Here is a 12,110-nt window from a genome sequence, read left to right on the forward strand (position 1 = left end):
ACAGATCATGATTGGCGTCATGTCTTGTCCGGCTTTCTTTACTGATTCGACCAAGCATCAATCCTGTTATTTTTGTCAAAAGCAATCGATTGGTGATCACGTAGACAGAATGATAGTTCATTCCTCGGAAATTGCTGCTGAGATTGGTATTACTACGCGCTGGAATTAATCGTTGTAGAAAGGAATCAAAATGCCAAATCTCGTTTTAGAGTATTCAAACTCGGTGGAAGAACGCGTCAATGTTCAGGGGTTACTGGAGGATTTACATAAAACGGCGTTAGAAAGTGGCCTTTTTGAACTCGCGTCAGTGAAATCTAGAACGCTCCGGTGCCACAATTGGTTAATAGGAGAGGAGGGTGATAGCCTCGACTTTATCCATATCAACTTTGATTTGTTATCTGGTCGCTCCCAAGAACAAAAGCGAGAACTGTCACGAGCCTTGATGGCGACACTTCAAGAGCAAGCTAGTCACGTGCACAGTTTAACGGTCAATATCCGAGATATGGATATAGATAGCTTCCAAAAGGTAGTGAACTAGGTTGCGCTGAATTGCCCGAGAATAGCGAGGGGTTATTGTTACGAATTCTCAGCCTGGCTCTGCTTATTGTAAGGTCGTTGTGGGCACCCAAGCTATCGGTGTCCTTTCCAAACTATATCGACTCGGCTAATCTATAACCTTTCTACTTTGGGGTAAAATTTGATGTCGACTAAAGAGTTACTGTTTTCTTTTCAAGGACGTATAAACCGTAAAACCTACTGGATTTGGAACGTCATTTACTATGTGTCCATTCTAGGCTTTGGTGCCGGTATCAGCCAACTGCTTCCTACTCTCTCCTATGTGCTTCTTCCTATTTTCTTGGTGGTTCTGTTGATCCCTGATTTGGCGATCACCACCAAGCGTTGGCACGACCGCAACAAATCGATCTATTGGCTAGCACTGAATATTCCGTTGATTATCGGACGAATTGCCACGCCAATGACCAGCCCTGTTGCACAAGAGCCGTCGACACCGCAAATGTTCGTTGCTTCCATTTCTCTGATTTGTGGTTTATGGATTCTAATTGAATGTGGCTTCTTAAAGGGGACATCAGGACCAAACCAATATGGCCCTGAGCCGGAGTAATCGCTTTAAGTAACGTGCGCGCTGAAAGTAGATTCTTAGTCTCGCTAGAATGACGAGCTTTTTTGATCTAGAGCTTGCTATTTTAACCGTCATTCTGAACAGTGAGGGACGAGCATGATTCAGAATCTATCGTCCGCTTGAGCAGTGGCTAAGGTGAGCGGGAGAGAATAGGAGCTTGCTGTTACCAGATTCTTAGTCTCGCTGGAGCTCGCTAGAATGACGAGCTCTTTTGATCTAGAGCTTGCTATTGTACCCGTCATTCTGAACAGTGGAGGGACGAGCATGATTCAGAATCTATCGTCCGCTTGAGCAGTAGCTAAGGTGAGTGGGAAAGAATAGGAGTTTGCTGTTACTTGATTCTTAGTCTCGCTTGAGCTCGTTAGAATGACGAGCTCCTTTGTTTTAGAGGCTGTTAAAGTCATCGTCATTCTGAACAGCGAGGGACGAGTGTGATTCAGAATCTACGCACAGAGCGCTCCGAGTTTGAACTGAGCGATTGAATTAAAATGGAAAAGTAACAGCGAATCATGAAGGAGAATGAATCATCGATAGGACACCTTGAGTTTATATCCTAACGTCAAACAACAACGCCGTTCTTTACATTGGTGTTACCAGTCAGCTGCCTCAAAGAATATGGCAGCATAAAAACGGAGTAGTTGAGGGATTTACCAAGAAATACAACGTTCATAAGCTCGTTTACTTTGAGTTATTCGAAGATATGGCAACTGCCATAAACCGAGAAAAGCAGCTCAAGCAGTGGAAGCGTGAGTGGAAGTTAGCCTTGGTAAGAGAAACGAATCCTAACTTTCTCGATCTATCTATTGAGTATCAGTAAAAATCATCCCTACCTTTAAATGCCTCTAAACTAACCACATCCGCTTTTTGAGTCGGTGCCGTTTCCCCTTGTAGCGCCGCTCTGAACTTCACGACCTGTTTTTGTAATTCGTTCATCAATACCACATTGGTGTGGTGAGGGTTTTTACACGTGCTGATGACCCTATCGATGTGGCTTTGCTGAGCCCACAGTCTTTCTTGCATGTTTTCTGATGCGCTTTCGATCATCTCTTTCGCCATTTCATGACGAAATTGCTCAAAAGCTTCTGGATCTCGCTCTGCCATTCGAACCATTTCATCGAATGGCGGAAGTGTTTGAGAAGAGTAGTGACGTAGAGTAGACATCAATGTTCTCCAAATCCTTATGGAAATTGCCTTTAGTTACTAAAAGCCTATACCACTAGAAAGAGGAGAGAGGATGAATTCTTCAGCCGTCTCACTTATAAGAGAAGCTTTTAAGCTTGCGATTAAATAAGTGCGGCATGTCGATGTTTGGTTGTGGTAGTTACTGCAGTTGTTGGATGCGGTACACGCAGCGTCTTTGACCGCTGATGATATGCTCGGTGCGCTCTATTTTGGTGTCACGTCCAAGCAAAGACTGAAAAACGCTCAATTCCGATTGGCACAAGCTTGGGCAGCGAGTTGCGGCTTTACAAATCGGACAGTGATTTTCGATCAAGATAAATCCGTTCTCATCTTGCTCAAGCTCGGCCATATAGCCTTCTTGCTCTCTTAGTGTCACAAGAGTTTCTAGTTTGCTTTGCAGAGAGTTGCATTGCTCAAGGTGCTGACGATAACTTTGTAACGTGAGTTTTTCTCTTTCCGATGTGACTTTTTCCAGTCCATCTTTGCCAAAGATATGTTCGACAGCTTCTATAAACTGAATGGTCAACTCACCGTGACGGTCAGCAAATTGCTCATGACCTTTTTGAGTAAGAGACCAATGACGAGCAGGGCGACCAACTTTTACTTTTACGTCATGGATAGAAAGAATGCCATCATCTTCTAAACTTTGCAGGTGCTGACGAGCCCCCATGGTTGTCATACCTAGCTCAGAGGAGAGTTGTTTTGCAGTGACGGAACCATCACGCTTAACGATTTGCAATATCCTATCTACGGTCTTCATATACCCACCATTTATACGTCAGTACATATTATGCGCGATAGGGTTAGTAAAGAAAAGTGTTGACTTAATTTGAGTGGGGATCTGTTGGGTCTATGTTCATGCGAACCAATATATATCGCCACTCTGAACAGCGAGAAACGAGTGTGCTTCAGAATCTATCGTTCGGTTGTGCAATGGTTATGGTGAGAGGGAGAGAATAGGAGTTTGCTGTTACTGGATTTTTTAGTCTCGCTGGAGCTCGCTAGAATGACGAGTTCTTTTGATTTAGAGCTTATTAAAGTCACCGTCATTCTGAACAACGAGGAACGAGTGTGATTCAGAATCTATTGCCCGTTGTGCGGAAAGAAAGGCTCAAACTCAGATTGAGCTAGAGCCTCGAGAAATGCTTAAAGAATAATATCACGCACTTCTGGATCTTTACGATCTAGGTAGTGAGTCGACTTAATACGACGAATAGTACGGCATCGACCACGCACGAGCAGCGTTTCTGTGGTTGCGATATTGCCTTGGCGAGAGATGCCTTCTAGCAAGTCACCTTTAGTAATGCCTGTTGCTGAAAATACCACATTGTCGCTACGAGCCATGTCTTCCATTTTGAGGACAACATTCGCTTTTACGCCCATTTCATCGCAGCGTTTTAGTTCATCTGCGCCGTAAATGCGGTTTTCTTCAGTATCGCCTTTTACCTCATGACGAGGAAGCAGGCGACCGTGCATGTCACCATCTAGCGCTCGAATTACTGCTGCTGATACAACCCCTTCTGGCGCACCGCCAATACAGTACATCATGTCCACTTCACTGTCTGGCATACAAGTCAGAATAGAAGCAGCCACATCACCATCAGGCACCGCAAAAACACGTACGCCCATTGCTTGCATTTCTGCAATAACGTCATCGTGGCGAGGTTTCGCAAGGGTAATAACGACTAGGGTATCAAGTGGCTTGTTCAGGGCTTTTGCTACGTTCTCTAGGTTCTCTTTTAACGGCTTTTCTAAGTCAATCACGCCTTTTGCACCAGGGCCAACAACCAGTTTTTCCATGTACATATCTGGCGCTTTAAGAAAGCTGCCTTTCTCACCTGCGGCAAGTACGGCTAGTGCGTTTGATTGTCCCATTGCCGTCATACGCGTCCCTTCAATCGGGTCGACTGCAATATCTACTTCATCACCACCAATACCCACTTGCTCACCAATGTATAGCATTGGCGCATCATCGATTTCACCCTCACCAATGACAATTTCACCACTGATATCTGTTTTGTTCAGTAGGGTGCGCATAACTTCAACAGCTGCGCCATCGGCTGCATTTTTATCGCCACGGCCAAGCCATTTGTAACCAGCCAAAGCTGCACCTTCAGTCACACGGGAAAATGCCATAGCTAAATCGCGTTTCATGATGTCTCCAAGTAAGCAAGAGGGAAGAAGAATTTGTGCGGCGATTCTATCACAACGTAGGGTAAACGTTTGCCTTTTTGCGGAGCTTTTACTTTATCTAAGTTGAATTTGATCAATACTTAGGGCGATTTTCAGCGTGGCGGGAGGCAAAATCCTTGCTCAAAAATGCTTCGGCGATAAGAAAAGTCAGCGTTTAGTGAGATTGCGCCGATTTTTTGACCGAATGATGCGAAATATCGAATATAGTGAGTGTTTCTCATCGCGACGCTGAGTAGAATGAACCTTATATAGGTTAGGTGTGCATCAATCTCGCACATCGTCCCAACGGAATAACATAGGTAGGCCAAGATGTCTTTTGAAGTACTAGAACAACTAGAATCTAAAATTCAAACTGCAGTTGACACAATCACTCTTCTTCAGATGGAAGTCGAAGAGCTGAAAGAAGATAAAGCAAAACTTGCGGAAGAAGCGAACGAGCTTCGCTCTCAACGTGAAGAGCTAGAGCAAAAAGCACAGCAAGCACAACAAGAGCACGCGCAATGGCAAGAGCGCATTCGTGCACTACTTGGCAAAATGGACGAAGTGGAATAATTCGGCTTCTTCATTCCAAATTAAAAACACCCGCGTTAAGCGGGTGTTTGTGTTTTGGGCAAGTTGAAAATCGTTGGGACAAGCTCGATTCTGATAGCCAAGAGAAGGTCCTATAACTTAGGTACCTAAGACTCGTTATTCTTCTTCTTCTTCATCCAACTCTAAATCAATATTCAATGGCTCAGGCGACAGGATGATCCCAGTGCTATCAGCATAAATATAATCTTCAGGTAAGAAGCTGACGCCGCCAAAGTTGACTGGTACATCTAATTCGCCGATACCCTGGCTGGTCGCTCCAACAGGAATAGAAGCGAGGGCTTGAATGCCTAAGTTCATATCTTCAAGTTCATCTACTTCACGAACACAGCCGTAAACGACAATGCCTTCCCACTCGTTTTCTTCCGCAATAGTTGCGATTTCTGCATCGATAAGGGCTTTACGTAGGGAACCGCCACCGTCAATTAACAAAACGCGACCAAGTCCATCTTGCTCTAATGTCTCGCGGATCAACGAATTATCTTCAAAACACTTGATGGTGGTGATTTGCCCGGCAAATGAAGCGCGACCGCCAAAATTACTGAACATTGGTTCAACCACATCTACCTGATCGAGGTAGATATCACAGAGTGCTGAGGTATTGTATTCCATAGCGTACCTTTCTAAACAGAAATTGGTTGTCTTTGAGTATATCTAGGCATTAAGTCAATGCAATGACAATCCTTTTTTAACTTACTAGAGTTTGAGCTACCACAATTGTTGCAAACAAAACGTTGGTGACTAAAGAACATTTCACGATGACTGGCATCATGGGTGCTATCTGAGCGGGCTTTTGTGTATGCCAAACCGCTTTACCATGATTGGCCACGAAATAAATACTAAGTAAAAATGGCAAGCTAATCCAAACGGGTTTGTCTTGAATTAACAAGTAAGCCGCAAAGGCAAGGATAGCTCCGCCAAGTAAAATAAAATGGTACTGCTTGGCTTTACGTTGACCTAAGCGCACTGCGACCGTGCGTTTACCACACTCTCGGTCGTTCTCTATATCACGCATATTGTTGATATTGAGTACTGCAACGGCGAGTAAACCGCAGCCTAAAGCAGGTAAGAATAGCGTGGTGTCTACGTGACCGGTATGCAAGAAGTAGGTACCGGATACGCCGAGTAAACCAAAAAACAAGAACACTGATATATCGCCAAGCCCCACGTAACCGTATGGTTTGCTACCCATGGTGTAAGCAATCGCCGCGAGGATGGCTAAAATTCCCAGCCCGATAAACGTCACAATGCTTTCCAGTGAGCTTAGTGAATAGAAAACTAACACTAAGCCAGAAATGGCGGTCAGAACGATGTTAAAGATAATCGCCTGTTTCATCTGTTTCGCACTTACCGCGCCAGACTGCATCGCTCGTAATGGGCCAAGGCGTTTGTCGTTATCTGTACCTTGAACGGCATCGCCATAGTCGTTTGCCAGGTTGGACAGAATTTGCAGCAACGTCGCGGTTACGAAAGCCATGATGGCAATTGTCAGTGAAAAATGACCCGCCGAGTAGGCGAGTACGCTACCCGTTAAGATAGAGACTAATGCCAGAGGTAATGTTTTTGGACGAGCGGCTTCAAGCCAGATCTGTAGAGATTGTTTCATGGAAATTTCGTGCTAGTAACCAATGTGCCCAGTATAGACATAAATTTTTATGTACACTATTAACTTAAATCAAATAGAAGACGATTAAGTAAACTAATATGAGTATTAAAAGCAATACAGCGAGGTTCCTATAGCCTTAAGAATTCATTATTTATGAGTGATTCTATAACTTTATTTCTTTTCATGTTTTTTGAAATTGATATAGCTTTAAGTTTTTCATTGCTGCTTTCAGATAAGTTTATACAATATTGCTTTTTAGATTGAACTTTGTCTCTAAACTTCTTTTGATCCCATGCCTTTTTTATCCTTTTAATTGTAATGTCTCTTTTGTTCTCTTCAATTGTATCAAAAAAAGCGATAATGAAATCTTTCAGGTCTTTCGTTGAATTTTTATTATTCCAAATGTATTTAATAACCAAAGGCTCATGTTTAAGTATGTAGCTCCATGTCCACTTTATTTTTTCTTCATCATCATCTTTTAACCATGAAATGATCTCAGTTTTATCAAGTGATAAATTCCATTTTCTTACGATTTTCATCTCTAGTTCAATATAATTGAACTTGCTTTTGTTTACCTTTGCTATATATATTCTTACCCGTTTTACTCTTTCTTTAAAACTGTTTCCATTTGGATTTAATGATAGTTTTCCTGATAGTTTTTTTTGAATGTAAAACCATGAAAAATTACAAAATCTTTCATTTTTATGCATTTCATTATTTATGTATAAAATTGAATTATACTTTTCTTCTATTTTCCCGACAATCCTTTTGCAATCTTCAAATGAATATGATTTAAGAGCAGAATTTATTATTCTTTCATTTTCTTTAATACTTAATGATTCTTCCCATACTGCACTAATATCATGTTTTGATAGCTGATTAGCATAGAATCTTCCCATAGTTTCATCTTCAATTTTGACATTGTAATTTCCCATAATTAAACCCTCTGAAATGTTAATGTATAGCAACTAGTATCTTATATTTACTACAATGTAGTTTCAATCTATTTGGAACTGTACCTATAAAACTACAATGTAGTTTTACCCAGGAATGTAAGTTAAACGCTGACATTAACTAATTCTTCATAGTTGTCGCTAACTTCAGAGTTACTCTTTTACATGAGTTATACAGAAGGCTTAGAGTGAACTCTTACCTGATATGTTGGTATGGTTAATATACATACATAACACATACTTAACGAAGTACTCATATCCTACACACCACTACCTAGTAGAATTAGTATGCTCTCCTTAAATACCATGTATTAAATAACACAGTAATTCATATCTTTGGATTAATACCAAAGAGAATGAATGATGATTTATACTTACAAAGGTTTAGAGGTTCTTTATCCGGTCAGTGAACTCAATACACACTATCTAGATCGGATCATATTAACCATGTCGAAAGCATTAAAAGACTATAAGAGAGTTCATGCGTTAAGACTGGATCTGAGACTTCCTGTTTCTGATAGTGAAAAAGATATACTTCGCAGAGATGAGATTTTGAACAACACATTTAATCAAAAAAATATCATTAAACGATTCTTTGAATCCTTGAAGGCAAAAATAAAAGCGCAAGAAAAAAGAATGATAGCGAGTGAGAAAAGGGTATATCCATGTCACCTACGATATGTTTGGTGTAGGGAAAGGAATAAATCTGACAATGACCACTATCACCTTGTCCTGTTTTTTAATAAAGATAGATATTTTAGTAGCGGTTATAGAGATAATGAAGAGAGTTTAGTAAGACTCATTATGGATGCATGGAGTAGTGCACTAGGAGAGTATGTTGATAATGCAGATAGGTTAGTTCAACTTGTTTATAAAGGTACACATTACTTAGACCAAAATAAATATGACTTCGAGAATAAATACCAGGCCCTCTTTACGAGACTCAGTTACTTTGCCAAAAATAGAACGAAGCATTACGGTGAAGGAAAACGTTGCTTTGGAACGAGTCAAGGGTGATAGCCAATATACACACCTGTTTAGTATTTCGAAACGTGATTGCTCTTTAGATTGATTATAAGTGTAGAGATAACTGGAATAGCATATGGCCTCTTAGTTTTAATCTGCCATTCGGAGTATACTAGATAAGCACACAGCATTCGGTAGTATGGTCATGCGCCGCTGGTATATTGGCCTCGATAACAACAGTAGTGTTAATGATATCCGTCCTCAGAACCCTACGTCTGTGTCAGTGTAAATGCCGTCTCACGTACTTAGTTATTCACGTCTTCTTTCTAAATACGCTTCGTTGCGCTCCACAATGACATTGGGAGTCAGACAAAAAAACAGGAAGCTAGGCTTCCTATTTTTACGAACTGCTGAAGATTACGGTTTGGTTAGAGTAACACATGCTTTCCATGGAAAGTTAGCAGGTGCAGGTTTTACTGTATTAACCGTAACGCAGTCTTCGAATGACTGACCTTCAAAGTCTACATCCGTTAGACGATACCAAATACTAACGCCAGTATCAGTGTATTCAATTGATGCGATTTCACCGTGCTGGAATTCACCGATGACCTCGAACGTCATAGGACGACCTTGGTAGTCGATAGCACCAGCGGCAGCTGGACGTAGTCCTCCGATTTCATCAGAACCGATATTAACACCGCCAGTGTAAGCAAACACAGGTAGGTCTTTGTTAGGCAGTACGCCATCACCATCAACATCGATGAAGTAATCGATGTGCGGAATATCAAAGTCTAGACCGTTGTCTGCGTAGTACTTCTGAGTATTTTCATAAGCGGCAGTTTTGTATAGTGCGAGGCTGTACTGGGTTAGTGCTTGTTTCATCTCTTCAAACTGAACGGACTTAGGCTCTAACAAGACCTGACCAATTTTCTCGATTTGTTGCTCTAACGTGAGTCCGTTTTCGGTCGCCATGGTTAAAGTACTTGCAGAGATAACGAGCAGCACAGTGCTGGTATCGCCAGCGTTAGAAAGGTTGACGTTATAGAAGTTAATATCGTCTGCCCATTGCGCAGGGTCATAACTGTAAAGGCTTAGCAGCTCAGAGGTGGTTTCATGTACCGCCTCATCAAAGGACTGTCCGGCTTGTACCTTTGCCATGATACTGGCTTTCATGGCCGCTGTAGCAACATTGAAGTTCACTTGTGTCGTCGCGTTCATATCGACAAAAGCGCTCATGCGCATCTGCTCATCACTTTTTCCTGTCAGCTCATTAAAGTAATCCCCCTGTGCAACGAGCTCGACATAAGGCGTATTGAATCGCTCATTCATGTTGTAATTACCTTCATAGTCCTCTATTTGAGTAGTGTAGGAGATGTCGGTTTTTTCTAAGTCTTGGTTAAGTTCATAGGCGGTGACGACTGAACCAGGTTGTAGAGGGCCTTTCTGCACAGCACCACCAAATTGATACGGCTGTCCTAAGTCGTTATGGTCGCTCCCGCCAGAAGAGCCTCCACACCCGATTAAGGCGAAAGGAGCGGAAAAGAGAGCAGTGGTAAGTAGGGTTTTAGATAGGTTCATTCTATTTCTCCATAGTAAGTTTTAGAGGGGACTATTGTGTTGAATTCAAGATGAGAGCTAGCGATATCAAACAGCTCTTGAACTTCAGAGGCGAGCAGAGTTGCATCCGTTTGAAGTTCAAAGCGAAAGCTCGACATGGTGGCCTCCTGGATGTTGCTAAGAGGTAAGGTGTTCAACTTGGTATGCGAGTGTGTCCGCCAAACGAGATAAGGACTTCCTTGATGGAGTACGAGACTTATTGGTTGAACGTTAGTTAGGCGCAGAGCGTCATCGCCTTCGTTTATCTGTAATGAGATAAGACGCTGTTGAAGTGTCGCTAGGCATACAATCTGGAAAACCTGAATATCGACTTGAATGTGGTTACTTAATGGGTTTTGGATGGTGATAGGAACTTTAGATGACCAATGATTTTGAAGGTTATTGATGTCTTCAGGGGTTATGTTCGAGAGAAAGTCATCTAAGAGTAGAGCTAGGCTGTTAGGCAGGTGATGCTTGGTTGACTCGATGAGCCAATAGAGCAATACCGCTTCGTGAGCCGTTGTGCTCATCTTCAGAGCTTCGGTTTTTTGGTAGCCAAAGGGTTTGTCTCTATCATCCACCATGATATTGGGAAACATGGCACAGATAGCGGACAGATTACGTTGGATAGTGCGTAAGGAACGCTCTAAACCAAGCGGGGACAATTGAGCTTGAATTTGCCTAGCGGTGACTTTCTTATTGTAAGGAATAAGGTTGTAAATCGCCAAGATAAGCTCAAGGTGATACTGAGTTTGATTAGGTTGCGTCATGGTCAGTTCAACAAGGTTCGTTCTGTTGGGCATGACAATATCAAAAAGGTGCGACAAAGCTCGTCGTATCAATGCTTTAAGCAAAAATGATACGACGCAATTTGTCACACCTACGTCATGAAGTGTCGTGATTAAAGGGGCAGAGGCTTATTTTCCAACGATGGATAAATCGATCTCGTCAAAATCCATGCTTGAAAGATGTCGAGCGAACGTTTTCATCCATACCTGAAGAAGGTCGATTACTTCTGGGTGTTCAAGGTTTACCGCCCCTGTATCGGGCTGATAACACCATCCCTTGGCAAGGTGGAAGTACAGTTCAGGCTGAACGTTGAGCGCGCTCTCAAATGGGTAAGAAAAGCTGGCAAAGAAGACAATCTGCCAGGGCTCTGAATTTGCAGTGCGTTTGAACTGCACTTCAACAGGATGAATACCTCGGCTATGGCGGTAGTAGCTTAATTGGCGGCAAGTCAAGAGCAACTGTTTGGCATTGTCAGGTAAAGAGTACCCCTTAAATAGATTCTCCAATAGTTGATGCAATTGTGGCGCTAAAGAAACGCCACCATAAATCGTGTTGATCATAGCCACCCCTTTTCTGCAAACGAGACACTGCTTTCTCCTACAACGATATGGTCAAGCACCCTGACATCCACTAACGCTAAAGCGTCGATAAGCTTACGTGTGATACGCCTATCCGCTTGAGATGGGGAAGGGTCACCAGAAGGGTGGTTATGCGCAAGAATGACCGCCGCCGCATTCACTTCCAAGACGCTTTTGACGACCTCGCGCGGATAAACGCTGGCGGAGTCAATGGTGCCTTTGAAGAGTGATTTAAACTCGATGACACGGTGTTGGTTATCAAGTAGTAGCAGAGCGAAAACCTCGTGCTCCGCACTGGCTAGTTTGAATCGAACATACTCTTTGGTTGCTTCCGGGTTACAAAGGGCATTACCTCGAACGTAGCGGTTAGCGAGGATTTCAGCAGCATGCTCTAGGATTTCATTTTCTTGATGTTTCTTTTGTTTTTGGTAGTGAAGGTGATTGCTCGACATAGGTCCTCCAAGTGTTAAACGATAGGTACTTCACTAAGAGGACATATATCTGAAAGTAATTAGATT

15 protein-coding genes are annotated in these 12,110 nt (G+C 42.4%); 5 read left to right on the top strand and 10 right to left on the bottom strand.

The features are described 5' to 3' along the window. The first annotated feature begins 190 nt into the window (after window positions 1–190). The 3 genes from R7P36_RS10615 (at window position 191) to R7P36_RS10625 (ending at window position 1,958) form a co-directional block, all read left to right on the top strand. Entirely contained in the window at window positions 191–538 is a 348-nt protein-coding gene (locus tag R7P36_RS10615) for a 5-carboxymethyl-2-hydroxymuconate Delta-isomerase (RefSeq protein WP_017820736.1), read from the top strand. Window positions 539–700: 162 nt separating this feature from the next. Continuing rightward, window positions 701–1,123: a DUF805 domain-containing protein gene (locus tag R7P36_RS10620; RefSeq protein WP_318122130.1), complete on the top strand. Its 423-nt coding sequence runs from the start codon at window positions 701–703 to the stop codon at window positions 1,121–1,123. Between the two features lie 568 nt (window positions 1,124–1,691). Further along, window positions 1,692–1,958, top strand: coding sequence for a GIY-YIG nuclease family protein (locus R7P36_RS10625; protein WP_318122149.1), 267 nt, complete (start codon window positions 1,692–1,694; stop codon window positions 1,956–1,958). Here the strand turns inward: R7P36_RS10625 and R7P36_RS10630 are convergent. The 3 genes from R7P36_RS10630 to glpX all read right to left on the bottom strand — a co-directional run bounded on the left by R7P36_RS10630 (window position 1,952) and on the right by glpX (window position 4,477). Beyond that, window positions 1,952–2,302, bottom strand: coding sequence for a DUF3135 domain-containing protein (locus R7P36_RS10630; RefSeq protein WP_085342723.1), 351 nt, complete (start codon window positions 2,300–2,302; stop codon window positions 1,952–1,954). The genes R7P36_RS10625 and R7P36_RS10630 overlap by 7 nt on opposite strands. Before the next feature lie 160 nt (window positions 2,303–2,462). After that, window positions 2,463–3,083 (bottom strand): helix-turn-helix transcriptional regulator, encoded by a 621-nt coding sequence (locus tag R7P36_RS10635; protein ID WP_109168731.1) that lies wholly within the window; start codon window positions 3,081–3,083, stop codon window positions 2,463–2,465. Between the two features lie 386 nt (window positions 3,084–3,469). Then, window positions 3,470–4,477, bottom strand: coding sequence for a class II fructose-bisphosphatase (glpX, locus tag R7P36_RS10640; protein ID WP_005383180.1), 1,008 nt, complete (start codon window positions 4,475–4,477; stop codon window positions 3,470–3,472). A 348-nt stretch (window positions 4,478–4,825) separates the two neighbouring features. Here glpX and zapB point away from each other — a divergent pair, with 348 nt between their 5' ends. After that, window positions 4,826–5,068 (top strand): cell division protein ZapB, encoded by a 243-nt coding sequence (zapB, locus tag R7P36_RS10645; protein WP_005379536.1) that lies wholly within the window; start codon window positions 4,826–4,828, stop codon window positions 5,066–5,068. 135 nt (window positions 5,069–5,203) lie between these two features. Here zapB and rraA read toward each other — a convergent pair whose 3' ends face one another. The 3 genes from rraA to R7P36_RS10660 form a co-directional block, all read right to left on the bottom strand. Continuing rightward, window positions 5,204–5,716 (bottom strand): ribonuclease E activity regulator RraA, encoded by a 513-nt coding sequence (gene rraA, locus R7P36_RS10650; RefSeq protein ID WP_318122131.1) that lies wholly within the window; start codon window positions 5,714–5,716, stop codon window positions 5,204–5,206. Window positions 5,717–5,792: 76 nt separating this feature from the next. Further along, window positions 5,793–6,710 (bottom strand): 1,4-dihydroxy-2-naphthoate polyprenyltransferase, encoded by a 918-nt coding sequence (locus tag R7P36_RS10655; protein ID WP_318072902.1) that lies wholly within the window; start codon window positions 6,708–6,710, stop codon window positions 5,793–5,795. A gap of 128 nt (window positions 6,711–6,838) precedes the next feature. Beyond that, complete coding sequence (locus R7P36_RS10660) at window positions 6,839–7,645, bottom strand: hypothetical protein (RefSeq protein WP_025631519.1); 807 nt, start codon at window positions 7,643–7,645, stop codon at window positions 6,839–6,841. Window positions 7,646–8,023: 378 nt separating this feature from the next. On the opposite strand from R7P36_RS10660, the gene R7P36_RS10665 reads away from it, so the two are divergent. Beyond that, window positions 8,024–8,680, top strand: coding sequence for an inovirus Gp2 family protein (locus tag R7P36_RS10665; protein WP_025631520.1), 657 nt, complete (start codon window positions 8,024–8,026; stop codon window positions 8,678–8,680). Window positions 8,681–9,046: 366 nt separating this feature from the next. Here R7P36_RS10665 and R7P36_RS10670 read toward each other — a convergent pair whose 3' ends face one another. From R7P36_RS10670 to radC, 4 genes are all read right to left on the bottom strand, one after another. Continuing rightward, entirely contained in the window at window positions 9,047–10,207 is a 1,161-nt protein-coding gene (locus R7P36_RS10670; RefSeq protein ID WP_318122133.1) for a hypothetical protein, read from the bottom strand. Further along, on the bottom strand, window positions 10,204–11,028 hold the full coding sequence (locus R7P36_RS10675; RefSeq protein WP_318072900.1) for a helix-turn-helix transcriptional regulator: 825 nt from the start codon (window positions 11,026–11,028) through the stop codon (window positions 10,204–10,206). Before R7P36_RS10675 ends, R7P36_RS10670 begins: the two co-directional genes overlap by 4 nt. Window positions 11,029–11,142: 114 nt before the next feature. Then, window positions 11,143–11,574, bottom strand: coding sequence for a DUF2787 domain-containing protein (locus R7P36_RS10680; protein WP_318122134.1), 432 nt, complete (start codon window positions 11,572–11,574; stop codon window positions 11,143–11,145). Further along, window positions 11,571–12,044, bottom strand: a complete 474-nt coding sequence (gene radC, locus R7P36_RS10685; protein WP_025631524.1) for a RadC family protein — start codon at window positions 12,042–12,044, stop codon at window positions 11,571–11,573. Before radC ends, R7P36_RS10680 begins: the two co-directional genes overlap by 4 nt. Window positions 12,045–12,110 lie beyond the last annotated feature (66 nt).

Source organism: Vibrio sp. 397, assembly GCF_033339395.1.
Taxonomy (GTDB): Bacteria; Pseudomonadota; Gammaproteobacteria; order Enterobacterales; family Vibrionaceae; genus Vibrio; species Vibrio alginolyticus.

Coding starts and splice junctions, on each gene's coding strand:
- rraA (WP_318122131.1), bottom strand. CDS start 5,716: ATGGAATACAATACCTCAGCACTCTGTGATATCTACCTCGATCAGGTA.
- zapB (WP_005379536.1), top strand. CDS start 4,826: ATGTCTTTTGAAGTACTAGAACAACTAGAATCTAAAATTCAAACTGCA.
- R7P36_RS10675 (WP_318072900.1), bottom strand. CDS start 11,028: ATGCCCAACAGAACGAACCTTGTTGAACTGACCATGACGCAACCTAAT.
- R7P36_RS10660 (WP_025631519.1), bottom strand. CDS start 7,645: ATGGGAAATTACAATGTCAAAATTGAAGATGAAACTATGGGAAGATTC.
- R7P36_RS10630 (WP_085342723.1), bottom strand. CDS start 2,302: ATGTCTACTCTACGTCACTACTCTTCTCAAACACTTCCGCCATTCGAT.
- radC (WP_025631524.1), bottom strand. CDS start 12,044: ATGTCGAGCAATCACCTTCACTACCAAAAACAAAAGAAACATCAAGAA.
- R7P36_RS10670 (WP_318122133.1), bottom strand. CDS start 10,207: ATGAACCTATCTAAAACCCTACTTACCACTGCTCTCTTTTCCGCTCCT.
- R7P36_RS10655 (WP_318072902.1), bottom strand. CDS start 6,710: ATGAAACAATCTCTACAGATCTGGCTTGAAGCCGCTCGTCCAAAAACA.
- R7P36_RS10680 (WP_318122134.1), bottom strand. CDS start 11,574: ATGATCAACACGATTTATGGTGGCGTTTCTTTAGCGCCACAATTGCAT.
- R7P36_RS10635 (WP_109168731.1), bottom strand. CDS start 3,083: ATGAAGACCGTAGATAGGATATTGCAAATCGTTAAGCGTGATGGTTCC.
- R7P36_RS10665 (WP_025631520.1), top strand. CDS start 8,024: ATGATGATTTATACTTACAAAGGTTTAGAGGTTCTTTATCCGGTCAGT.
- glpX (WP_005383180.1), bottom strand. CDS start 4,477: ATGAAACGCGATTTAGCTATGGCATTTTCCCGTGTGACTGAAGGTGCA.
- R7P36_RS10615 (WP_017820736.1), top strand. CDS start 191: ATGCCAAATCTCGTTTTAGAGTATTCAAACTCGGTGGAAGAACGCGTC.
- R7P36_RS10620 (WP_318122130.1), top strand. CDS start 701: ATGTCGACTAAAGAGTTACTGTTTTCTTTTCAAGGACGTATAAACCGT.